The sequence below is a fragment of the Agrobacterium vitis genome, assembly GCF_037039395.1.
Classification (GTDB): domain Bacteria; phylum Pseudomonadota; class Alphaproteobacteria; order Rhizobiales; family Rhizobiaceae; genus Allorhizobium; species Allorhizobium vitis_E.
This window is the reverse complement of the sequence record NZ_CP146242.1, coordinates 637,672-658,354: the sequence shown is the minus strand read 5'-3', so window position 1 is coordinate 658,354 and position 20,683 is coordinate 637,672. Positions and strand designations below refer to the sequence as shown.

Sequence of the window (20,683 nt, the reverse complement as noted above, 5' to 3'; positions counted from 1 at the left end):
TGTCTCAATCCTTTTTGTGCAGGTTTTTGGCGGCGCTTCGAACGCCCTGTGAGGCGGCAAGAAGGGCGTTTAGCGCCCTCGGTTCATCGCGTGTCCCTTTGCTGGCCTCGTACCGGTCAAGGGCTTTCCAGTGCAGCATGGCGGCATTGACGAGGGTTTCGTCGCACGGGCGACGGTTCAGCGCCGCCCGTTCTTCCTTCTCGGCTGCCCTGATCGTCCGCAGCAGCTTGGGGCCAACCACTTCAAGCAGTTGGTCAATCGGAATTTCGAGTGGGACGATGAGCGCTTTCATGCGGCGTCACCTCCGTCCGGCGAAGATGGCAGTCGTGATTTGCGACGCGGCCGGAACAACAGGACCTTGTCGTCGAGTGCTGCAAGCAACACATTTTCCAGCGACGGTTTCCGGCTGGCCTTCTCAGCGAGCATCTCGATCTCACGAGACATTTCGCTGACCTGCCTCAAGAACTCGATGATCGAGGCAACGGCCTCTCCACGCATGGGGATGCCGGTTTTCACAAAGGGTTCAAGCCTAGTATTGAGGCTCAGCAACAGTTCCGAGGGTTTGCTTGATACCGTCATGACCGCCCCCCGAAATCAGGGCGGATGACCTTGCTATCGGCATCCTTCACCAGCCCGGCGAATTGCTCGGTTGCCAGCCGATCAACGATGGCACGGCCTGCCTTCCCGGCTTCGGCAAGCCGATGCACGGCAACCTCGTCTTCAAGGTTCTTGGCGAGATCGGCCAGATGACCCAGCAACATCGAAAACTGTTCGAGGTCCCGCAGCGAGACGAGTGTTCGACCACACATGGCATGGATCGATGCGCTTACATTTCGGAGTTCCGTAGAGAGGATCATGCCATGTCCTCCACGTCGCGGTTCTTCCAGGCGGCCTGAATGTCCTTCAAGCCAACCTCGGTCCCTGCCCCAAGCGCCACCATCAACGCCATGCGCATGGTCCTTTCGATCTGCCGGAAGGCACCGCCCTTCAGGCCGATACCCATCAGAAACTTGATGCAGGCCGGATCGGTTACATTCCAGGCGGCAATGTAGGTTTGCAAATCATCCGAATAGGGCTGCACCCGTTGCAGGCGCTTGCCGATCCTGCTTTTCAGCTGGGCATAACTCGGCCCCTTTTTGTTGCTGGCAAACCGGCTATAGACCTCCGAGTTGCCAACGACGGCCACACCGCATTTGTACACATCGACGAAATGACGAAGCTGGTTGAGCGCCTCGTCATTCAGGTGCTGGCCCTCGTCAACGATCAGCAACGTCCCGTCCCCGGTCCGCTTCAACTTGGTCCCGATAGCCCGCGCCAGACGCGCCGGGTTGTTCTCCTGGACCGCGAGCTGTTCGGCCAGCTCCGTCAACATTCCATGAACCGTCTTGGTGCTTTCAGAAACGGTGGCGTGGTAGACATGCGGGCGGGTGTTGGTGAAATACTCGCATGTCGCGGTCTTGCCCATGCCAGCGCCCAGCGTGATCATCACCAGATCGGGGCAAATCTGCGCCCACGTCAGGGTTTCCAGCACCTCCGCCGAACCGCGAAGCTTCATGAAGGGCGGCGATTGCGGAATCATCGCCGCAATGCTGGCACTGGCTTCCAAGGCATCCAGCCATTGTTCAATCATGGTGTTGTGACCATCCAGCCGCCCTTCGTAGCGGCCGGAAAACCACTGGCTGAACGTGCCTTCCTTCATGCCCGAACGCCGCGTGACCTCCGCCTTCGTCCACCGGAACTGCCGGGCAACGGCAATCACGCGGTCAATCAGCTCCCACCACTTTTCGATATCGGCATCACTCTTGTTTGCCGAAACCTCAGGTGCCTGGACGGGGCGCTCCCAGGAAGCGCCGTTAAACTGACTTGTGTTGATGTGCTTGTTCATTTACAGATAGCTCCGTTGAATAGCCCATTCGGGCCAGTTATCGGGCAGTCTTCGGACTGCCCTTCTTTTTCCGGAACCGTACGCAGTACTCTTCGGCTCGTTCTTCCCGGCGTCCGAAACACGCGACACCGGGCTATTCCCTTTCGGGAATTCAATGACCCCACCGCCCTGAACCAGGCCCAGCGCGCGGGAAAAACTGTCTTCAAAATGCTGATCGGAAATCGCATCCACAGGCGCTTCCACCTGCTGACTGCGCGTGATCAAACGGGTGACGGTCGGCCGGATCTTCTCCGGTGCCTCCGCAGGCTGCGGTTTGCTGCCCTTGTAGTAGATCTCACCAAGCTGGCGGGCCGACAGAGCGGCTTCGGCCTCGGCCTTGGCGACAACAGCCTTCTGGTGTGTCTTCAAAGCGCGGGCATGCAGGCGGGCATCGTCGATGTTGTCGAAGCCGACATCGGCAACGCAATCTGCCTCACAAATCATCCGGTTTTTCAGGTCATATACCTTCACCGGCTTGTGAAGCGCGTCCGGATCGAAGCGGATGATGACCTGCTTTCCGGCCCATTCGTTCAATGCGCGGTTCCAATAGCGGTTACCCTGGAAATGCACTTCGCCGCTGCCCTTGCGCGTCTTGATCGCCTCGGATGCCAACAGCCAGAGGGCTGCCTGCGCCTGCGATGGGACGCGGACAATGGTGGACGGCGCAGCCATGGAAGCCGCGAAGGTTTCATCGAAGCTGCGACCCTTGCAATTCTCAGCGCGCCGCCCGGCCTGGGCATTATGCTCGATGATCTGGGCGGCCACGTGCGCCCGAAAATCTTCGAGCGGAATGGCCCGCTCCATATAGTTTTCCGGCTTTGCGTCTGGTTTGTTGCCTGTATAAGCGCCGGAGCAAAACGGATGCTTGGAGATGTTTTCGGCCAGATCACCCCATGCACGTTCGATCGGTTTGGATTGACCGGCATAAGGCCGGGTCCAATGCACGGTGACCCCCAAAGTTGTCAGCAAACCTCTGGGATCTTCGGGTTTTACCTTAAACCGGAAACGATTGACCGTGCCGCCCGTGATCCACTTGCTGGCAAACGCCTTGCCGTTGTCGAGGTAGATGTCTTCGGGAATCCCGAAGGCTTCCACCATGTCACCGATGACCAGGCGCACGGCCTCCCACGTTTCCGCCTCGGCCAGTCGCCAGGACAAAACCTTGCCAGAATACAGATCTTGAATACCGATGATAAAGAACCGGACCGGAAGCTTTGACCAAGGCACGGACACGAACACATCGACTTTATGGCCGTCCATGTTGACCATCTGCATTGCATGCAAATGCGACCGGGACCGGCGCTGGGCTGGATAGAGCGCCCTGGCCTTGTCCTTGCCGCTCCGTTTCAACAAGGTCACAGCCTTGCCGACCTCGCGGTCAAATCGGCGACGTAGCGAACGCTCAGACGGGATCGGTGCCCATTTCTCACGCTTCGCCACCGTCATCATACGGCGATAGCAGGCGGAAAATGCGGGCTTCTCCGGTCTCAAATAATCGGACTTGAGGAACGACCATGCATCAGGATGGCAATCGGCCACATCAGCAACAACACCATCGACCGCAGGCGAAAACGAGGGAGCCAAGGCAGCAAGCCAGTCGTCGCGATCAAGCCCTTCCGTCAGTCCCTTCCATTCATAGTAAGTAGACTTCTGGACCTCCGCCTCGGACGTGGCGATAGCAATGGCTGCTGCCCTGCTGACACCCTTCTGCGCCGCCAATGTCTCAACCCGGCAAATCACGCTCAAACGGGCTTTGCAAATATCTCGATGCTCATTTGAAAGCCGTTCAAACCGCGCCCAAAGTTGATTTTTGCGGGTACGGATCGCGTCCCATTCTTCCGGAGCAACAGCCGACGCCGCCATTTCGATCCGCGTCCGTGCCGGAGCTGGCAACAGCGCGATATGATACAGCCAAACCGGCTTGGTCGGGCCTTTGACTTTTCGCGCATGAGTAGGATGTTCGCGCCAGTTTGCCTCCGTGGCGACCCTATGCAGACCAGCCATGTTATGTGGCAAATCGGGCAACTGCATTTGCGCCAGCTCAGCGAGAGAGAACCATTCCTTCATCGCTGTGCTCCTTTGCGGCTTTCCACAAAGGCGCGAACGGCAGGCTCGTTGGTCTGTAACCACCTGAGGGTCTCGATGACCGCGCCGAGTTGTTCTTTGATCAACTGGCGTTGCGACGCGCTACTTGCGACAATCGGGAACTGTCCGGAAACAACCGCGTCCACCGCTGCAATCTGGCTCTTGAGTGATACTTTGGCCATTACCGCCCCCTTGAAGCGAGCGTGACAGGGCGCGCGCTCTGGCGGCGGATCTCCGCCTCAATGCGCTTGCGCTCCTGGCGAAGGCGGGAAAGCTCGGCAAGCCGGGCTTCGTCGCCGATCAGCACGGTAACACCCTGGACAGAAGCAACCTCGTCCCAAAGCCAAAGTGCATCGGTGGCATGCACAAAGGCTGTGAACCGGATCAGCGTCACGTCGTGACTGTTGCGGCTTTCCGCCGTGTAGGCATCCAGCGTCGCCTTGCTGATATTCGGCAGACCCAAATATTGCGCCATGCGGGCTGCAATCGTTGGGCGGTCATAAGCACACTCGCGTATGGCGCGGGCCATCGCCCGCTTGATCTTCACGCGGTAACGATCGATATCGACATGCTGAGCGCCATCGCGGACAGGGAAAACCGGCTGGGCAAAAAAGTCGAGCTGGGAAGGGTCTGGCTTGGTCATTCGGCAGCCTCCCGAAGATCATCCATCATGCCGATGGAGATCAGGAAGCGTGACCGGGTGGCATCATCCGCATCCTTCCACGCTTTTTGCAGTGTGGTGAGAATGGCAGCCTGCTTGGTCGCCGGATCGGCCTGCACCTTGGGTTCTGCCATGTATGACAAAACCTTTTTGACGTCCGGTTCCGTCTCAAGTGCCTTGGCTATCGCAGCCTGTTCAGTCGGACCCTTCTTGGCAAGCTTCAAAAGCAAAGATTGGTCATCTGCAAAAGGCGTCCCACGGAGTGCCGCCCGCAATGGCGGATAGAGGTTCTGGCCAATGGCAGTCACATATTTATATGTCCGCTCACGAAAGCCGAGGCGTTCCTGCACCTGCTCTGAAAGCTCTTTGCCGGGAGCAAAAATCAAAGGGCAATCATTGCCCTTTGATTTTTTGTCACCACCACGCTGGATTTTGCCGTTTTTCTCTTCCCACAATTCGCGGAATGTCAGCACGAACACAGCGCGATCCAGCTTGGAAAGCTCGTTGCGGTAAAGGTTTTCAGACAGCTCAATCAACTGCCCTTCCACCGCATCGGCGGCAACGGCAATCGCGTCAATCTCGCTCCATTGGTTAAGCTCTGCTGCCCGCAAACGGTGCCCACCGGCAACCAATGTGTAGGGTGTTGCGCCCTTGTTGGCCGCAGGCGTCTTGCGCACGGTAATCGGGTTGATCAGCCCGCGCTCGGCCATGGATGCTGCGATAGCGAGGGCATGGTCTTCATCCACCGGGCGGGCACGAGTGCCAATGTGAATGCTGGATAGAGGAATACGGGCAAATTCAGCCATTCTTTTTGTCCTGCAAAAGCCTCGCCAGGGTGACGATGGTCCGCACGTCAGCAATCATCGCTGCCGTCACACGGCGGCCATAACCTTCAGTCAATCGCGACACCGCCTCAGAAAGCGCCTCTTGATCTTCTGTCCAGTGTTCGAAGGGATGCACCGCGTTTGGCATCAAATCGCCAAGCGCCTTCCGCAGATCCGCCGCCGCAGCTTCCCGATCTGTGGGCAGACCGTCCGGGCCAAGATAAGTGCCATTACACATCATCAGGCAGCGTCCTCCATGCGGGCATGCAATGAGGCGCGGGCAGCCGCCGCCATCTTGCAGTAGTGCTGTTCAAAACGTGGGGATTGCAGGCGCGTGTCGATGGTTCTCAGCGCCCGATTGACGGCTTCGCGGGACCGCTCCTGGTGTTCAACCACCCGACGCTTCGGGATCAGGAACACACGAACCATCAGGTGAATGACCACTTGACGGGCAAGCGCCGCGTCGAACCATTCGTGCGGCGGGTCGATAATCGATTGGACGGACAGATGCGGAAAACCATCCCGCACCGCCAGAATGCAGGCGTGATAGGCGCCATCATGCAGCGATGCTTGCGAATGCAGGTTCAGCATGGCCGCATCTCTCTTTCGAGGCAACGTTCAGCATAAACGTCACGGAAATGCTTGCTGAGCGGATTTTGCCGCCTACGCATTTGCTCAATCACTTCAACCGTTGTCGGGCTGCGGCTTTCACGCTCACCGGCAACGCCTAAAATAATCCATTCGAGAGATGCCGCGTCGTTGTTGATTGCAAAATCAACCACAAGGTCGAGCGGAATGGTTTTTGTCCCACGCCATATCGCAACAACGGTCTCTGGAAGTCCCAGAATTCGGCTGAGTTGCTCATCATCCATCAAACCACTCCACGTGGTCATCCGATTGAGAATTCCGGGGACATCAAGCATGACAGCACCGCCCTCATCAAAAACGCAGCAAATGCGATCCGATGACGGCACGAAAGGAGATTTGGTGACAATTTCGGTCTGACGTTTTGTCATTGTGGGGCTCGGAAATTTCGGGGATTGTTGGTGTGTGGCGCGGACAGCTGGACTGGACAGCCGGAACGAGAGCGCTTCTGAAAACGGGGAGCTTTCTGTTCTGCCGGTGAGAACCCGGATGCTAAAGGCTAGAACAGCGTGCCGTCCGCGCCACATCTCAGGCAGCCATCGAGTCGCTACGACGCGAATGGCGGTAATTCTCAGCAGGTTGAGGGCTCAAGCGCCGCCCATCTGCGAAATAGCGCGAGGGCCAGAGCATATGAGGACGTGTCTTGAGGGCGGCGGCAATGGCGCGCTCACCCGCCAGATGTGGTTCGTGAACGGCGTTTCCAGCCGTACCGCTGGGGAGATTGTAATTCTCATCGATCTTGGCGAGCGTCAGCTTGGCGACGATCAACTTGCTTTTAATACGGCCGATCTCTTCCAGGCGTTTGCGCTCGGCACGGCTGGTCTTGCCGGTGATAGGATCACGATGCATAAGTAATTCCTTGATCCAGATGAGGAGGCCCTGGCAGGCCTCCTTTTTTGGGGTGGCGTAATCTGTGAACACAGAAAGGTATAGCCAGAAATGGCCATTATATCAAATGCAAAATGGCCACTTTTGGCCATGTCCACGTAAATGACTGAATTATCAGATAGAATTCGCTTGGCCGCTGAAAAGCTTGGAGGGTTAAACAAGCTTGCTCAGGAAATTGGTGTGCCACGACGTACGCTCGGGAACTGGTTGAAGGGTACCAATCCAAAGCCAAGCAACCTCAAACAGATTGCGGATGTGGCAAACATCAGTCTTGAGTGGCTAATCAGTGGGACTGGCTCCCCTGAGCAAGATGGCCTATCGACGGCGTTGAACCGGCTCGTGGACGCAACCGGAAACCCTCATGGAATGTCAAATGATGAGTGGAATCAGCAGGCAAACGAGTGGTTTTCTGCTGGAATGGCTAACCTCGAACGCCAACCGAAGCCGCACACTTCAGATCCTGCACCATTTCTAGATACTGACCTGATGGAGAGACTCGCTAGGGTAGTTACATCAACTCATCGAGACTTGGGTATATCAATAGCGCCAGAAAAAGTTGTCGTTGAAGTTGCTATTTTAATGAATGACTTAGCCCGTACGGTGAGGATAAACGACCCGGATGCTATAACTCTGGCTCTTCCTGTTATCGAATACCGATTGCGCGAGCGTTTACAGGAGGCAAAGCGGGAACCAGGAACCGGCAAACGTTTGGCTTAATGGTTGTAAGGTGCGCCAACATCGCAACTATCGTCTTGAGTGTATTTACTCCACAGATCAATGGTTGCCGCTTTAAGTATGATGCATTTATTAATTGATTACGGTTTTTCAAATATAGGTATAGGGCAGTTTTATATTAGGGGGCATTGTAATGCAAAATTTGATAATTTTCGTGCTACTAGGCGTTCTGGCTGGATGTCAGAATGTTGACTCTTCATCTACAGCGTACGTAGCCAATTATCCGATCCGGCCTTACGCTATCGACAAAGAAGATGCCGCTGCCATCGAAATTGCTGTAAGGAACGAACTAAAAGACCCGTTAAGTGCCATACTGGGAGAGGCACGCGCAACCATTGACGGGAAAAATGTGGTCCATGTTTGCGGGATGGTAAATGCACGAAATAGCTTTGGTGGATACACTGGATTTGTACTTTATCAGGGCATATTAGCCACTAATGTGTACAACAAGAGAGTTTTCGCTGTGATCGGCATGGGTGGTTCGCCAGGAGATATTCCTAGCCAAAGCATAGCGATTATGTGCAAAAGGAATGGTATAAACTGACGTCGCCTTACTCTCTCTACGATACGAGGATGAGAAGTATGGAAATCGATTGGAAACAGGCGCCAAAGGCTGCTCGATGGTGGGCTGTAGACGCAAACGGAGATGCACACTGGTTCTGTGCGCCAAATGTAGCCGCCTTCACTGACTTCTGGTTTTCAGAGCCGGTCAAAGCCCCACTATTTGGCTTTACCGGCGACTGGAGGAAAAGCCTCATTGAGCGGCCACCATTGAAATTATCTAAGACCTCATAAAAATCGGCAGAAAAGTATATTTTTCAATATCTTATCATAAATACCAGAGATAATTTCAGCGTGAAATTATCTAAATTGGATTTTTGCCTACAATCTGTCGAATACAGGCAGCGCACCGGCAAACCGTGACAATCCCTCCAGCCTTGAGATTTCAATGATTTGAAGGCGCTCAAACCGCTTTTGAGGACACTTTGAGGGCCGACTTGAGGCCATACCTGTTTTTGGTCTAAATGGCTGCCGAACGGGCATCATGATCGTGCCACGCTGTCAAAATAGTGCCAACCGTCTCGCCGCACGATCCGCACCAACCGCCTGAAAAATAAGGCGTTCCCGTGCATTCCCACATAATCCCGGATATTCCCGCATTTTCCAGATACAGGTGTCAGACAACAGCCAACGAACGCGGCATTCCCGTGTGGACCCGGCTGGAGGATGTGCCTGATGTGGGCGTGTAATATGAGGATGCGCTACGGCGAACCTTCGTAGAGCAGACGAGCCGAAGCCGGGCATTTGCCCGGTTTTGGCCGGAGATCATAAAGGAGGCGCGGTTGTAAATCCAATAGAACACATGAGCTAATGGATTCCCTCTATCTCCCATGCCACTGGATGATCCGGCATCACCTTGCAGGGGTGCAGCGGTGACCGGCAGCAGCGATCAAATCGCAGTTTCTGCCAGGATTGTGGCCAGAATTGTGGAGAGAGTAGGGGACAGATGTTGATGAGAAGAGTTGTGCACGGGCTTTTTAGTCTGGTGATTTTGTCAGGTCTGGTTTCATGCCAGACGCCTCAGGAATCTGCCAATAGCGCGGAAATGACCTGTAGCGCGCAAGGCTTGAAGCCGGGGACTGCGCGCTATCGGAAATGCGTTGGCGCGACCTATCAAAGCAATCGCATGCAGGCCAAGCAGGCTGAAAGCAATGTGGCCGCCGGTGCGGCAATTGGCGTACTCGGAGGCGCGGTTATTGGTGCGAGCCTCGACCGGCACCGTTACTACCATCGCTGCGGGCCTTGGGGCTGCTATTAAGCATAGGAGCCTGACCGTATACGAAGGCTTGAGATGCAGACCGCATCCCTGCGTTCTGACAGTTTCGAATATCTCAAACCTTTGGTGGATTTGAGATATTCGAAGACAGAATACCACTGATGATCCTCAAGGGCTCATCATATTACATCGGCGGCACGACACCCTTGGTGCCGACCACGACGCGGCTTGAGGCGATTGTGCCGTCCTCGGCTTTTTCGGCATTCACGAACACCGTGGCGCCGCTCTTCAGGTCGGCTTCGACGGCGGGGGCGAAGGTGACGATGGGCGTGCCCTCGGGAATGGAAACGGTCTTTTCGCCGCCCTTATAGGTCAGGGTCAGGGTTGGACCATCGACGGCTTTGACGGCGTTTGCCACGGTGGCATTGGTCATCGTGCTGCCGGGCTGAAGATCCCAAGGGCGGCTGCCTTCGCCGGTGCCCTTCATGGCTGCGGGAAAGATCACCACTTCCAGCGCATTGTTGCCGCCATCCGATTTGGGAGCCGAGGCAATACCGACAAAATCGCCGGGCTTGATCGCATCGGCGGAAGCCTTGGCGACGCTGGAGATTTTCCAGCCCTCCTTCAGGGCAATCTTCGCGGTCTCGCCCTCGCGTGTTTTGACCGTCAGCACCTTGCCCTCAAAGCTTTCGACCGTGCCGCGAATGCGCAGCGCTTCCGCCGCCTCTGCACTCATGCCAATACCCAGCGCCAGCAGCCCGCCTGCGAGAAGAGAAAGGGTGGTTTTCGATCGTGCCATTGTCATGCATAGCATGGTGCTGCTCTTTCTGTTAAACCTGTCGCCATATCCTAACAGTCCGTCCAATAATCGCCGCTGGCCGTCTGCAAATGGCAATTTCTGCGCTTCCGGTACTCACGTACGGAACCTGTCGCCATATCCTAACAGATCTGACCGCTGCCGCTGCTCTTTCAAGGAGCGGACACGAATAGTTGAGAGCACAGACTTTGGTGTCGGTTACCTGACCGGCTCAGCCGCGGCCACCGTTCCCGGTGCGCGCCGGCAGCCGGAAAACACGTCGAGCGCGGGATTATAGACTTTGGTCGCCACATCCATCAGGCCAAGCACGCTGTGGAACAGATTGTCGTGGGAGCGCGGTTCGGCTGTGGTCTTTGCCAGACAGGCCCGGTCATAGCCACCATCCTGGGCGAGATCGTCGGCCAGCCAGAACAGCAGCGGCACATGGGTCTGTTCGGTTGGCGCCACCATATAGGGCATGCCGTGCAGGTAGATGCCATTTTCGCCGAGCGACTCACCATGGTCGGACAGATAGACGACGGCGCCTGCCAGCGTGGCGGACCGCTGTTTCAGCGCGTCGATTACCTCGGCAACGATATGGTCGGTGTAGAGAATGCTGTTGTCATAGGCATTGCGGATTTCCTGCGGGCTGCATTTGCCAAAATCATTGGCGCGGCAATCCGGCTGGAACCTGCGAAATTCCTCGGGATAGCGGGCGTAATAGGCAGGCCCGTGGCTGCCCAGCTGATGCAGCACCAGCACGCTGTCGCCCTTGATCCCGTCCAGCCAGCCGTTCAGCTTGTCAGTCAGGATACCATCCAGACATTCGCCATCCTTGCAAAAGCGCGGATCGGCGGACGGCGGCAGAAACGTATAGGGCACCCGGTCGGCGACATTGTAATGGCCGGTGTCATTGTCCAGCCAGGTCACGGCGACCTTGGCATAGCCCAATACATCCAGCAGGTTTTGCCGCTCGGCGGCCTTGCGGTGGCTATAGCTCGCCCGAGTCAGGTCGGAGAACATGCAGGGGATGGAGACGGCGGTTGCCGTGCCGCAACTGGTGGTGTTGCTGAAATAGGTAACGCCCCGGGCTTTCAGTTGCGGATTGGTATCGCGCGGATAGCCGCCCAGCGAGAAATTCGCCGCCCGGGCGGTTTCCCCGGCAACGATAACCGTGACGCGCGGCTTGGTGATGGCGGCGGTATTGATCCGGTGGGCGTCGGTGCCGATTGGCGCTGCCACGATATTCCGGTCCCGGTTGGCGTCGATGGTATAGCGCACCGCATTGGCAATCGGCAGGAACGGGTTCAGCCGGTCGAGAATATCGTTATGGGCGCGCCCGACGCCTGCAAAGGTTCGGTAATCGCTGAAGGCGGCGGCGGCAAACAGCGCGACACAGGCGATAATGACGCCAGCATTGTGGGCAACTTTGCTGAGAAAAGGCCGGTGGCGGACCCGCAGCCAGACGATCAGTAACGAGGGCAAAACACCGGTCAGAACCACATGCATCAGAAAACGGGGCGTGAGCAGATGGGCGGTCTCCGCCCCGGTCGAAACCGCCGCATTGCGGATCATTTCACGATCGATGATCGTGCCGAACTGGTCGGTAAACCAGGACGATAGCGAGGCGGTGATCACCAGGAAAATCAGCACCGGCTTTACCAGGTATTTTGCCGAGAACAGCGTGAGGATCGCCAGGCACATGGCGGAAATGCCGAGCGCAAACAGGCCGAAGGCCAGTGGCGAGGTATCGGCCAGATAGCCATGCGCCTTGATCCAGAATGTGGTGTTGGTCACCGCCAGCAGATAGGCCGTGGTCAGGATGCACAGCGTCACGCTGCCAATCTGCGGTCTGAACCTGAAGATGCTGGTTTTTCCGGCACGATAATTCAAGCAACGTCCTCCACATGACCGTTTTATGTCGGTCGCATGGCACGTAGTCCTGACAGCAAGCTGAATATCGGAATATGCTAAAAGACAAATTCAGGCGCGAAAAACAGACCTTTCCACAGAATGTATTGGCGATAAAAGCAATTTCAGATTGTTTTTAGGGCTGTAGGATACTCTACCTGCTGGAGAGCGTTATCGGACCGATCAGAGCTCCAGCCGCATCAGGATCTGCGGCCCGGCCTTGCCGCCGAGATAGGTTTGGCCGGATAATGGCGGGCGAGATAGGCGGGCAGGGCGGCCATGGCTGCCGTGCCATAGCCTGTCCCCTGAAATTGGCTGCCGACGATCAGCGCCCGCAGGCCGAGATCGCCGGGCTGAAAACCGTGTTCCGCCAAATCAACACCGGAGAGGCGGGCATTATAGTCCCGGTCGATCTTGAAGAAGCAGACAGGTTCATCACTGACACTGCCGATGTGAAAATCCACCGTTTGATCGTTATCGTCGACAACTTTTTCGATGGAGCCGGCAAAGATCTGCTGATCCGGCGGCAAGGATAGATGCAGGACGCGGGCGCGGTCTTCGCGCGCCAGCGGTGCCAGGCTCAGCGTCAGAGCTGGGTGCATCGGTTATTCTGCTGCCCGTCTTTCCCACATAGCCTTGAAGGCGGGACGGCTCTGGCAGCGGCCAAGCCAGGCACTGACACTTGGATAGGCGTCCATCACCGGCGTGTAAGGCTGGGCGTAGCGAACGATTTCGGCAAGATTGATGTCAGCCACCGTGAAACGGTCGGAAACGGCGAATTCCTTGGCCGAGAAATGCTTTTCCAGCACGGCCATCGGCCGTTTCAACAACCGGGCGGCGGCTGCGGCTTCCGATTGACCGGCCTCGCTCTCCAACCGGCCATCCATGGAGATCCGGGAGATTTTCAGCGCATTGCCTTCGATCTCGGTGGCAGCAAATAGCGACCACTGCATCATCAGCGCATCTTCCTCCAGATCCCTCGGACCGATCTCGCCGCCATATTGCTTGGCAAGATAAAGGGTGATGGCGAGCGATTCGAACAGAACCAACCCGTCATCCTCGATTGCCGGGATCGCACCGAACGGATTGATGGCCAGGAAGGCTGGCGACTGCGTATTGATCGGCGCATCCGGCGCCAACGGATTATCCAGCTTCACCGCCTGTAAGACCGGGATATGATCGAAGGCCAGTTCCAACTCTTCCGCAAGCCATATGACGCGCGTGGCACGGGATTTATAGCAGCCATAGACTTTCAACATCGGTGTCTCCCAAGGGTGATTTGGAGGTGAGGCTATCCTTGAAATGCAGCCTTGGGAAGCACGGGATTGACACTGAAAACAATTTGCTTCTATCACTCTTAACAGGGTCCGCAGTTCACCCAGACGCTACCGCTCCTGGAAAGGAGAGCTAAACCTGCATCATACCTACTGCGAACCTTTGTGCGCCATATATGGCGCACGGCGCTGTAGATCCACGGCACGCTTTATTGCGCCCGCTGGCAGGACGGTGGCTACCGGCATGGTATGGGCGCATCTATCGAAGGATAAAGCGATGTCGCGTCTGACTTACTCTTATGAAATCGCAGATATTTCCGATCTCGCCCGCCGTCTTGGCCGCGAACTTCAAAAGCATGAGGGCGCACCCGGCCATGTCGAGCTTCTCAATATGCTCGCCCGTGCTTCAGGCCACGCCAATTTCCAGCACTGGAAAGCTTCGCGTGCGGCCCAGGCAAGACTGGCTTTGCCAAAGGCCGCCGATCCGCCGGTTGATTACCGGCTTGTCGAGGCCGTCGCGCGCTGCTTCGATAGCAAAGGCGTGCTGATCCGCTGGCCATCCAAAACCAGCCATCAGCGGCTGAGCCTGTGGAAGCTCTGGGCGGCCTTTCCCGCCGATAGGGACATGCCGGAAACGCAGGTCAATGCGTTGCTCAAAAGCCTGAACGGCTTTGGCGATCATGTCCTGCTGCGCCGGGAAATGGTCAACAACAGGTTGTTGTCGCGTACGGTGGATTGCCGCCTCTACCGGCGGGTGGAAAGCCGCCCGCCGCCGAATGCTCTGGCCTTGATCGAACTGTGACGGCGGCCCAGGCCACCGTCTTCGTCGGCAAGCCCCGTCAATAACCCTTGGCGGAACCGGCGACAGCTCGGCTGTCGATGGCGCCGAAATAGCCGGATGCCTTGTCTGCGGCCTTGGCAATGTCAGAGACGCTCTTGCCTCCAACCAGAATGCCGGCGGCCTGGCCCCAGACCGGGCCGTCATTGCCGCCATCGAGCGTATAGCCCATGTCCTTGAGCTTTTGCAGCGTATCGGGCGATAGTGCGTAGGGCTCGTAATAGATCTTGTCCGGCTGCCATTGATGGTGAATGCGCGGTGCGTTGACGGCGGCGGAAATGTCCATGCCGAAATCCACCACATTGAGGATCGCTTCCAGCGTGATGGTGATGATGCGCGAGCCGCCGGGGCTGCCGATCACCATGAACGGCTTGCCATCCTTGGTAACGATGGTTGGGCTCATGGAGGAGAGCGGCGTTTTCTTCGGGGCAATCGCATTGGCCTCGCCCTGCACCAGTCCGTAGAGATTGGCGACCCCCGGCTTGGAGGTGAAATCGTCCATCTCGTTGTTGAGGAGAATACCGGTGCCGGGCGCGACCACGCCCGCGCCGAACGAGCCGTTCAGCGTATAGGTGACGGAGACCGCGTTGCCGTCACCGTCGATGATTGAATATTGCGTGGTCTCGGTGCTTTCCTTGCCCCCGAACGGTTTCAGATTGGCGGATTGACCGGCTTTATCAGGAGTGATCTTGGCGCGGATCTCGGCGGCATAGGCCTTGTCCAGCATTTTCGGTAGCGGATTGTTGACGAAATCAGGATCGCCCAGCGCCGCATTGCGGTCGACATAGGCATAACGCATCGCCTCAACCATCTGATGCACGGTGGTGGCTGCGCCATAGCCCTGCTCGGCCAGTGGATAGGCCTCCAGAATGTTGAGGATTTCGCAGATGATCACCCCGCCCGATGATGGCGGCGGAGAGGAGATGATATGGTAGCCGCGATAATCGCATTCGACCGGCTTTAGCTCGCGCACCGCGTAGGTCTCGAAATCCGCAGCGGTCAAGATGCCCTTGCCAGCGGCGCTGGCCTTGGCAATCGCTTGGGCGGGCATGCCCTTATAGAAGGCGTCAGGGCCTTTTTCGGCAATGCTGGCCAGCACATTGGCCAGATCCGGCTGTTTCAGTACCTCGCCCGCAGCATAGGGCGCGCCATCGGCTTTCAGGAAGATTTTTGCCGCTGCCGGGTCTTTTGCCAGCCGCTTGGCGCCACCGGCCAGAATGGCGGCATCGCCCTGGTTGAGCGTGAACCCGTCTCGGGCCAGCGCAATCGCCGGGGCAAGCAGGTCGGCGCGGTCCTTGGCGCCGTATTTTTCCCGCGCCAGTTCCAGTCCCTTGACGGTGCCGGGCACGCCGACAGCCAGATAGCCATCCAGGCTGGCGCGCGGCACGATCTCGCCCTTGTCGTCGAGATACATGTCTTTTTTGGCGGCCAGCGGTGCTTTTTCACGGAAATCGATGAAATCGGTGCGGCCATCTTTGAGGCGAATGGTCATGAAACCACCACCGCCGATATTGCCGGCGGTCGGATAGGTCACTGCCAGCGCGTATCCTACGGCCACGGCGGCATCGACGGCATTGCCGCCGGATTTCAGCACCGTAACGCCGATATCGGTGGCCAGATGCTGGGCCGTGACCACCATGCCATTGCGGCCTTCGACCGGAGCAGGCGAGGCGGCATGAAGCGATGTCATCGGCGCAAGCACCATTGCCAGCGCTGTCAACAGGCTCGATGATGGGAACAACAAGGATCTGGAGCGGAACATAATCATGAAAACGACCTCTGGAGCACAACAGGTTTTCGTTTGTCTTTTCGGAAAAATCGGATTTCCCTTTTCCGGGACAATCATTGGCCGAAAGAGAATACGGTCATCCGGCGAGGTCGAAAGGTATCACCCATAACGGATCTTGCAACCACGGCAGCGGCAAGATCAAACCGATTTTCCGCTCCATCGTTTCATGCGCACCCGATGTCGTGCAAAACCGGCGGCAATCTGAGGTGTGACTGGAAAGCGCCCCTTCGTATTAAACCTTATCTCCACCTTCTCGGTCTGCGGCCTCTTTGGCCAGCATCGTTCCCCGGCATTCCAGCCCACAGATGAAGCGGTCGAACAGGGTTTCGAATGTGACGATGTCGTCGGCGCTCCAGTCTTCCACCGTCTGGCCGATCACCTCGCGGCGCACGGCCTCAAAATGATGCAGCAATTCTTCTCCGGTCGGCGTCAGGGTTACGATGGTGCGCCGCGCATCGGCCTGTGAGGCCTCGCGCCGTAGGGCGCCGCGCCGGACGAGATCGGCCACGACACGGCTTGCCCGCGATGGATCGATGCGCATCTGCTCGGCAATCACCCCGACGGTTACTTCCTGACCACGCGCGGCATGGGAAACGACTTTCACCACATCGAAATGGGAAAGCTCCATGCCGTGGCCCTCGCTCATCCGGCTGAGCGCAATGCGCGACATGAAGCGGCGCCCCATCATCATGCGCAACCGGGCCATGGTCTGCGAAATGCCGTCCAGCGCCGTTTCGACGCCCGCAGTTGTGTGTAGATCGGCGAGATCTGCGCCCGGGGCGGATAGATGTTCGGCGCGGTTTTGAGGTGTGGTCATGCGCAAGCCAGTGCAGCTGGGAGTTCACGAAAATATGTGCTTTTGTCATATATGTGCAGATTGACAATAAAATGCAATATATGCTTTTATCATATATATGACAAGGGCAGTGAACGTCGTGTCCTTCGCTCATCCAGACTATCAAGCGCTAGCCCACAGAGCTCTCCCAGCTCCTCCAGCCTTGTAAACAAAGAGATTTCTGCATGGATACTGCCCTGTCCGATCCGGCCGCCGCTCCCAAGACGGTGGCGCCGCCGCCGTTTCAGTCGCTGGTGCCGGACCCGCGCCTGCGGATGATGCTGTTTCTGTTCCTGATGACGGCGCTGTTCATGGCGACGCTGGACAATCAGATCGTGTCCACGGCATTGCCAACGATCGTCGGCGAGTTCGGCCAGCTGGAGCGGTTTGGCTGGGTGGGGTCCGCCTATCTTCTGGCCACCAGCGCGGTCATGCCGCTCTATGGCAAGCTGGGGGATCTGTTCGGCCGCAAATATGTAATGATGACGGCCATCGCGATTTTCACCGTCGGCTCGCTGATCTGCGGCTCGGCGGTATCGATGAACACGCTGATTGCGGCGCGGGTGCTGCAAGGGCTTGGCGGCGGCGGCATCATGGTGTCGATCTTTTCCATCAATGCCGACCTGTTCGAGCCGCGGGTGCGGGCCCGTTACCAGAGCTATTCCAGCCTGGTGCTGATGGCCTCTGGCGCTATTGGCCCCACCCTGGGCGGCACGATGAGCGACCTGTTCGGCTGGCGGTCGATCTTTCTCGTCAACCTGCCCATCGGCATTCTGGTGCTGATCGGTCTTGGCCTCTATCTGCCCTATCGCAAGCCACATCGCCGTCCGAAAATCGATTATGCCGGTGCGCTGCTGCTGGCCTGTGCTGTGACCAGCGTGGTGTTCTGGGCCGATAGCGGCCAGATTTTCGGTTCACTGGTGGCACCGGGAAGCCTCGGCGTCGTTGCCTTCGGCCTGGTCTGCGCCGTGCTGTTCGTGCAGGTGGAAAAGCGGGCCGCGGAACCGATGGTGCCGCCGAGCCTGATGCGCAATCCCACCGCCCGGCTGCTATGGATCATATCGCTGGCCAGCGGTGCCGTCGGTATCGGCTCGGTCAACTATGTCGCGCTCTACCTGCAAACCACCACCGGGCTGTCGCCGACGCTGGCCGGTCTGCTGTTCATCGCGGTCACCGGCGGCATCGCCATCGGTTCGCTCAGCAGCGGACGGCTGATTTCCTCGACAGGCCGCTACAAGATCTTCGGGGTGATTGGCGGCGCGGGCAGCTGCATTGCCTTTACCCTGTTCAGCCAATTGCCGGTTGGCACGCCGATTGCGGTGATCGGTGCCCTGATGTTGATGCATGGTATCAGCGTCGGTATCGGCCAGCAGATCCCGGTGATTGGCGTGCAGAATGCCGTGGCCCAAAAGGATGTCGGGGCTGCTACCGGCACGGTGACGCTGACCCGCATGGGCGGCGCCTCCATCGCCATTTCCATCTATGGCGCGGTGCTGTCCGCCTTCATGACCGGCGGCGCAGAAATCCCCGGCGTCGGCAATATCGAAAGCCTGACACCGGCGGCCATGGCGGCGCTGGACCCGGCAGCCCGCGCTGCCGTCTCCGCCACCTATGCCCATGCGTTCGGACCGGTATTCATCAGCATGGCGCTGATTATCGGCTGCGGCTTCATCGCGTCCTGCTGCCTGAAGAATGTGCGGCTGCCGACCGGCGGAGCCCCGAAACCGGTGGAGGCCGTGGCGGAGTGATTTGCCCGGTATAAGGGTGCTATGCTACTAGAGAGCAAAGCACTCTTTGGTAGCATAGCGAGCATGGTCCCGGTACACCGCATAATTTTCGCCCTTGCGGCTGCTGCCTTGTCTGGCCTGTTTGCTGCCTCCACCATGGCGGAAGAGCCTTTCACCGCCCGCGATCCCGGCTTTCTGGACGACCGGGATGCTGCACGGATCGTCGAGAAGGTCGGCGATCTGGAAAAGGCGTTGGGAGATGAAGCGGTTTTGGCCGGGCATTTCGCCGGTCTGGTCTCCCCGCCGGAAGAAACCGCCATCCTGCACCAGTTGACCGGCAATGTGCCGGGCCTGGGTTATGTCCTGCCAGTCGTTCATGACGAGGTGCGCGGCACGCTGATCGACATGCGCTTTACCGGCAAGGCGGCAGTGGATGGTTTTCGCCAGAAGCTCGATCAAACCTTCGGCCCATCCGATCCCGCCTGTAGCGATGACATTCAAGCCTATTGGGCGGTTCATAAGGACCGTTCGCTGGCCTTGCGGGTCGATGTCTACGATACGGAAGCCACCGCGCAACTGACATTGTTTGCGTCCGCCCCTCCGGATGCCAATTGCAAGATCAATTCCGCGCCGCCCAATGCGCTGTTGGACAAGGTGGCATTGACGGCATTGCTCGCCCGGCTGAAGATCGAACCGCCGCCATGGAGTGATGCGGATGCCATGGAGGTCTGGCTGAAGCCTTATGGCGAAGTCGCCGTTGAAAGGCCAGACAATTGCTCGGCGCAACTGGATATCGCCAAACCGCAGCAGCAGCTTGGCGGCATCGGCACGTTTTCTGCCAGCCTGCGCCTTTGCATCGTTTCCAGGTTTGGCAAGCCGTCCAGCCTGTTTCTTTACGCCGGTGAAAACGATCTGTTCGGTTTTCGCAAGACGGAACAATCGCTGGAAGCCGCCCTTGGCCCCCGCCATGCGCAATGCAGTGGCGAGGGCCGGGAGGTCTGGGTGGTCAGTCCCGAAATGACGGCGGTTCTCAGCCGGCTCTATCCCTCGTTCGGGGTGCTGATCGTCAATGCGCCGGTGACGGCGCTGGCCGATTGCCGGGACTGATGAAGAGCAAAGTTCTCACTTCACCTCGATGACAAAATCCTCGCGGGCGCGGCGGACTTTCTTCAGGTTGACCAGCCAGTCGCCGTCCGGCTGACGATAGCCCAGCGGCAGGATGGCGACGGAGCGCAGGCCCTTGGCGCGCAGATCGAGGATTTCGTCCAGCGCTGCCGGGTCGAAACCTTCCATCGGCGTTGAATCAACCTCTTCGAAGGCGGCAGCCGTCAGGGCCAGCCCCAGCGCGATATAGGCCTGGCGGGCGGCATGTTCGAAATTCACATGGGGATCGCGCGGCGGATAGGTGCCCAGCAACATCTTGCGATAGTTTTCCCAGCCTTCATTGGTGAAATTGCGCTCGGCATTGGTGAGATCGAACATGGTGTTAATCCGCTCTGCCGTGTAATTGTCCCAGGCGGCAAACACCAGCAGATGCGAGCAATCGGTGATCTGGCCCTGGTTCCAGGCGATCGGCTTGATCCGCTCGCGGATTTCCTTGTTGGTTACGATAAGCACGGAAAACGGCTGCAAGCCGCTGGAGGTCGGCGCCAGCCGGGCCGCCTCGACAATACGCTCGACCTTGTCTTCGGCAACAGTTTTCGACGGGTCCATTTTCTTGGCGGCATAACGCCAGTTCAATTTATCAAGCAGCACGATACTATCCTTATGGGAGGAGAATTGCCTGCCCGATGTAGGCGGGCAAGCGGCCATCCGCAACCGGCGGGATGATGAATACAGCGTTCACCCTCTACAGCGCCATGCGCCATATATGGCGCACAAAGGTTCGCTGTAGCTCTTATATCTGCTGCATAATTTTCTCTTTAAACCGATTCCGGTTTAAAGAATTATGCAGTAGGGATTACCGGGCATTTT

The 20,683-nt window shown here is 57.7% G+C and carries 26 protein-coding genes; 7 read left to right on the top strand and 19 right to left on the bottom strand.

Going from position 1 to position 20,683, the window contains the following annotated elements; translation table 11 throughout:
• Positions 1–4 precede the first annotated feature (4 nt).
• The 12 genes from V6582_RS05705 to V6582_RS05650 form a co-directional block, all read right to left on the bottom strand.
• Complete coding sequence (locus V6582_RS05705) at positions 5–292, bottom strand: hypothetical protein (RefSeq protein ID WP_156631586.1); 288 nt, start codon at positions 290–292, stop codon at positions 5–7.
• A complete protein-coding gene (locus tag V6582_RS05700) occupies positions 289–579 on the bottom strand; it encodes a hypothetical protein (protein WP_156631585.1) in 291 nt (96 codons plus the stop codon). Before V6582_RS05700 ends, V6582_RS05705 begins: the two co-directional genes overlap by 4 nt.
• A complete protein-coding gene (locus V6582_RS05695; RefSeq protein ID WP_156631584.1) occupies positions 576–857 on the bottom strand; it encodes a hypothetical protein in 282 nt (93 codons plus the stop codon). Before V6582_RS05695 ends, V6582_RS05700 begins: the two co-directional genes overlap by 4 nt.
• Positions 854–1,885, bottom strand: coding sequence for an AAA family ATPase (locus tag V6582_RS05690; protein ID WP_156631583.1), 1,032 nt, complete (start codon positions 1,883–1,885; stop codon positions 854–856). The genes V6582_RS05695 and V6582_RS05690 overlap by 4 nt, the downstream gene beginning before the upstream one ends.
• Positions 1,886–3,991 carry a transposase domain-containing protein gene (locus V6582_RS05685; RefSeq protein ID WP_349508929.1) on the bottom strand — a complete coding sequence of 702 codons (2,106 nt, stop codon included), beginning with the start codon at positions 3,989–3,991 and terminating at the stop codon, positions 1,886–1,888.
• Complete coding sequence (locus tag V6582_RS05680; RefSeq protein WP_156631581.1) at positions 3,988–4,191, bottom strand: hypothetical protein; 204 nt, start codon at positions 4,189–4,191, stop codon at positions 3,988–3,990. The genes V6582_RS05685 and V6582_RS05680 overlap by 4 nt, the downstream gene beginning before the upstream one ends.
• On the bottom strand, positions 4,191–4,652 hold the full coding sequence (locus tag V6582_RS05675; protein ID WP_015916605.1) for a hypothetical protein: 462 nt from the start codon (positions 4,650–4,652) through the stop codon (positions 4,191–4,193). The genes V6582_RS05680 and V6582_RS05675 overlap by 1 nt, the downstream gene beginning before the upstream one ends.
• A complete protein-coding gene (locus tag V6582_RS05670) occupies positions 4,649–5,476 on the bottom strand; it encodes a ParB N-terminal domain-containing protein (RefSeq protein WP_156631580.1) in 828 nt (275 codons plus the stop codon). The genes V6582_RS05675 and V6582_RS05670 overlap by 4 nt, the downstream gene beginning before the upstream one ends.
• A complete protein-coding gene (locus tag V6582_RS05665; RefSeq protein WP_156631579.1) occupies positions 5,469–5,735 on the bottom strand; it encodes a hypothetical protein in 267 nt (88 codons plus the stop codon). Before V6582_RS05665 ends, V6582_RS05670 begins: the two co-directional genes overlap by 8 nt.
• Complete coding sequence (locus V6582_RS05660; RefSeq protein ID WP_156631578.1) at positions 5,735–6,085, bottom strand: hypothetical protein; 351 nt, start codon at positions 6,083–6,085, stop codon at positions 5,735–5,737. Before V6582_RS05660 ends, V6582_RS05665 begins: the two co-directional genes overlap by 1 nt.
• Entirely contained in the window at positions 6,079–6,510 is a 432-nt protein-coding gene (locus tag V6582_RS05655; RefSeq protein ID WP_197434359.1) for a helix-turn-helix domain-containing protein, read from the bottom strand. Before V6582_RS05655 ends, V6582_RS05660 begins: the two co-directional genes overlap by 7 nt.
• A 157-nt stretch (positions 6,511–6,667) precedes the next feature.
• Positions 6,668–6,988: a helix-turn-helix domain-containing protein gene (locus V6582_RS05650; protein ID WP_156631576.1), complete on the bottom strand. Its 321-nt coding sequence runs from the start codon at positions 6,986–6,988 to the stop codon at positions 6,668–6,670.
• 141 nt (positions 6,989–7,129) lie between these two features.
• On the opposite strand from V6582_RS05650, the gene V6582_RS05645 reads away from it, so the two are divergent.
• The 4 genes from V6582_RS05645 to V6582_RS05630 all read left to right on the top strand — a co-directional run bounded on the left by V6582_RS05645 (position 7,130) and on the right by V6582_RS05630 (position 9,581).
• The gene (locus V6582_RS05645) at positions 7,130–7,744 is read left to right on the top strand and encodes a helix-turn-helix domain-containing protein (RefSeq protein ID WP_156631575.1); all 615 of its coding nucleotides are present in this window, start codon (positions 7,130–7,132) and stop codon (positions 7,742–7,744) included.
• Between the two features lie 151 nt (positions 7,745–7,895).
• Positions 7,896–8,306 carry a hypothetical protein gene (locus V6582_RS05640; RefSeq protein ID WP_041696866.1) on the top strand — a complete coding sequence of 137 codons (411 nt, stop codon included), beginning with the start codon at positions 7,896–7,898 and terminating at the stop codon, positions 8,304–8,306.
• 38 nt (positions 8,307–8,344) lie between these two features.
• A complete protein-coding gene (locus tag V6582_RS05635; protein WP_234889650.1) occupies positions 8,345–8,557 on the top strand; it encodes a hypothetical protein in 213 nt (70 codons plus the stop codon).
• A gap of 718 nt (positions 8,558–9,275) precedes the next feature.
• Positions 9,276–9,581, top strand: a complete 306-nt coding sequence (locus V6582_RS05630) for a hypothetical protein (RefSeq protein ID WP_156631573.1) — start codon at positions 9,276–9,278, stop codon at positions 9,579–9,581.
• 142 nt (positions 9,582–9,723) lie between these two features.
• On the opposite strand, the gene V6582_RS05625 is transcribed toward V6582_RS05630, so the two are convergent.
• The 4 genes from V6582_RS05625 to V6582_RS05610 all read right to left on the bottom strand — a co-directional run bounded on the left by V6582_RS05625 (position 9,724) and on the right by V6582_RS05610 (position 13,505).
• A complete protein-coding gene (locus V6582_RS05625; RefSeq protein WP_156631572.1) occupies positions 9,724–10,353 on the bottom strand; it encodes a hypothetical protein in 630 nt (209 codons plus the stop codon).
• A 201-nt stretch (positions 10,354–10,554) separates the two neighbouring features.
• Positions 10,555–12,228, bottom strand: coding sequence for a phosphoethanolamine transferase (locus V6582_RS05620; RefSeq protein WP_156631571.1), 1,674 nt, complete (start codon positions 12,226–12,228; stop codon positions 10,555–10,557).
• A gap of 218 nt (positions 12,229–12,446) precedes the next feature.
• Entirely contained in the window at positions 12,447–12,848 is a 402-nt protein-coding gene (locus V6582_RS05615; RefSeq protein WP_156631570.1) for a GNAT family N-acetyltransferase, read from the bottom strand.
• 3 nt (positions 12,849–12,851) lie between these two features.
• Positions 12,852–13,505, bottom strand: a complete 654-nt coding sequence (locus V6582_RS05610) for a glutathione S-transferase family protein (protein WP_156631569.1) — start codon at positions 13,503–13,505, stop codon at positions 12,852–12,854.
• A 292-nt stretch (positions 13,506–13,797) separates the two neighbouring features.
• On the opposite strand from V6582_RS05610, the gene V6582_RS05605 reads away from it, so the two are divergent.
• The gene (locus tag V6582_RS05605; RefSeq protein ID WP_156631568.1) at positions 13,798–14,322 is read left to right on the top strand and encodes a DUF2087 domain-containing protein; all 525 of its coding nucleotides are present in this window, start codon (positions 13,798–13,800) and stop codon (positions 14,320–14,322) included.
• A gap of 37 nt (positions 14,323–14,359) precedes the next feature.
• Here the strand turns inward: V6582_RS05605 and ggt are convergent, their stop codons facing one another.
• Together ggt and V6582_RS05595 are read right to left on the bottom strand one after the other, a co-directional pair.
• Entirely contained in the window at positions 14,360–16,063 is a 1,704-nt protein-coding gene (gene ggt, locus V6582_RS05600) for a gamma-glutamyltransferase (protein WP_420360181.1), read from the bottom strand.
• Between the two features lie 316 nt (positions 16,064–16,379).
• Positions 16,380–16,964 carry a MarR family winged helix-turn-helix transcriptional regulator gene (locus V6582_RS05595; RefSeq protein ID WP_234889649.1) on the bottom strand — a complete coding sequence of 195 codons (585 nt, stop codon included), beginning with the start codon at positions 16,962–16,964 and terminating at the stop codon, positions 16,380–16,382.
• Between the two features lie 203 nt (positions 16,965–17,167).
• Between V6582_RS05595 and V6582_RS05590 the strand changes: the two genes are divergently transcribed.
• On the top strand, positions 17,168–18,730 hold the full coding sequence (locus tag V6582_RS05590; protein WP_156631567.1) for an MDR family MFS transporter: 1,563 nt from the start codon (positions 17,168–17,170) through the stop codon (positions 18,728–18,730).
• A gap of 63 nt (positions 18,731–18,793) precedes the next feature.
• Positions 18,794–19,816, top strand: a complete 1,023-nt coding sequence (locus tag V6582_RS05585; protein ID WP_156631566.1) for a hypothetical protein — start codon at positions 18,794–18,796, stop codon at positions 19,814–19,816.
• A 15-nt stretch (positions 19,817–19,831) separates the two neighbouring features.
• On the opposite strand, the gene V6582_RS05580 is transcribed toward V6582_RS05585, so the two are convergent.
• Positions 19,832–20,464, bottom strand: coding sequence for an NAD(P)H-dependent oxidoreductase (locus V6582_RS05580; protein WP_337739229.1), 633 nt, complete (start codon positions 20,462–20,464; stop codon positions 19,832–19,834).
• Positions 20,465–20,683: the final 219 nt, after the last annotated feature.

What these genes read in the sequence shown, in the direction of transcription:
- V6582_RS05705 (WP_156631586.1), bottom strand. Translation starts at nt 292, where the DNA reads ATGAAAGCGCTCATCGTCCCACTCGAAATTCCGATTGACCAACTGCTT.
- V6582_RS05700 (WP_156631585.1), bottom strand. Translation starts at nt 579, where the DNA reads ATGACGGTATCAAGCAAACCCTCGGAACTGTTGCTGAGCCTCAATACT.
- V6582_RS05695 (WP_156631584.1), bottom strand. Translation starts at nt 857, where the DNA reads ATGATCCTCTCTACGGAACTCCGAAATGTAAGCGCATCGATCCATGCC.
- V6582_RS05690 (WP_156631583.1), bottom strand. Translation starts at nt 1,885, where the DNA reads ATGAACAAGCACATCAACACAAGTCAGTTTAACGGCGCTTCCTGGGAG.
- V6582_RS05685 (WP_349508929.1), bottom strand. Translation starts at nt 3,991, where the DNA reads ATGAAGGAATGGTTCTCTCTCGCTGAGCTGGCGCAAATGCAGTTGCCC.
- V6582_RS05680 (WP_156631581.1), bottom strand. Translation starts at nt 4,191, where the DNA reads ATGGCCAAAGTATCACTCAAGAGCCAGATTGCAGCGGTGGACGCGGTT.
- V6582_RS05675 (WP_015916605.1), bottom strand. Translation starts at nt 4,652, where the DNA reads ATGACCAAGCCAGACCCTTCCCAGCTCGACTTTTTTGCCCAGCCGGTT.
- V6582_RS05670 (WP_156631580.1), bottom strand. Translation starts at nt 5,476, where the DNA reads ATGGCTGAATTTGCCCGTATTCCTCTATCCAGCATTCACATTGGCACT.
- V6582_RS05665 (WP_156631579.1), bottom strand. Translation starts at nt 5,735, where the DNA reads ATGATGTGTAATGGCACTTATCTTGGCCCGGACGGTCTGCCCACAGAT.
- V6582_RS05660 (WP_156631578.1), bottom strand. Translation starts at nt 6,085, where the DNA reads ATGCTGAACCTGCATTCGCAAGCATCGCTGCATGATGGCGCCTATCAC.
- V6582_RS05655 (WP_197434359.1), bottom strand. Translation starts at nt 6,510, where the DNA reads ATGACAAAACGTCAGACCGAAATTGTCACCAAATCTCCTTTCGTGCCG.
- V6582_RS05650 (WP_156631576.1), bottom strand. Translation starts at nt 6,988, where the DNA reads ATGCATCGTGATCCTATCACCGGCAAGACCAGCCGTGCCGAGCGCAAA.
- V6582_RS05645 (WP_156631575.1), top strand. Translation starts at nt 7,130, where the DNA reads ATGACTGAATTATCAGATAGAATTCGCTTGGCCGCTGAAAAGCTTGGA.
- V6582_RS05640 (WP_041696866.1), top strand. Translation starts at nt 7,896, where the DNA reads ATGCAAAATTTGATAATTTTCGTGCTACTAGGCGTTCTGGCTGGATGT.
- V6582_RS05635 (WP_234889650.1), top strand. Translation starts at nt 8,345, where the DNA reads ATGGAAATCGATTGGAAACAGGCGCCAAAGGCTGCTCGATGGTGGGCT.
- V6582_RS05630 (WP_156631573.1), top strand. Translation starts at nt 9,276, where the DNA reads ATGAGAAGAGTTGTGCACGGGCTTTTTAGTCTGGTGATTTTGTCAGGT.
- V6582_RS05625 (WP_156631572.1), bottom strand. Translation starts at nt 10,353, where the DNA reads ATGCTATGCATGACAATGGCACGATCGAAAACCACCCTTTCTCTTCTC.
- V6582_RS05615 (WP_156631570.1), bottom strand. Translation starts at nt 12,848, where the DNA reads ATGCACCCAGCTCTGACGCTGAGCCTGGCACCGCTGGCGCGCGAAGAC.
- V6582_RS05610 (WP_156631569.1), bottom strand. Translation starts at nt 13,505, where the DNA reads ATGTTGAAAGTCTATGGCTGCTATAAATCCCGTGCCACGCGCGTCATA.
- V6582_RS05605 (WP_156631568.1), top strand. Translation starts at nt 13,798, where the DNA reads ATGTCGCGTCTGACTTACTCTTATGAAATCGCAGATATTTCCGATCTC.
- ggt (WP_420360181.1), bottom strand. Translation starts at nt 16,063, where the DNA reads ATGGTGCTTGCGCCGATGACATCGCTTCATGCCGCCTCGCCTGCTCCG.
- V6582_RS05595 (WP_234889649.1), bottom strand. Translation starts at nt 16,964, where the DNA reads ATGACCACACCTCAAAACCGCGCCGAACATCTATCCGCCCCGGGCGCA.
- V6582_RS05590 (WP_156631567.1), top strand. Translation starts at nt 17,168, where the DNA reads ATGGATACTGCCCTGTCCGATCCGGCCGCCGCTCCCAAGACGGTGGCG.
- V6582_RS05585 (WP_156631566.1), top strand. Translation starts at nt 18,794, where the DNA reads ATGGTCCCGGTACACCGCATAATTTTCGCCCTTGCGGCTGCTGCCTTG.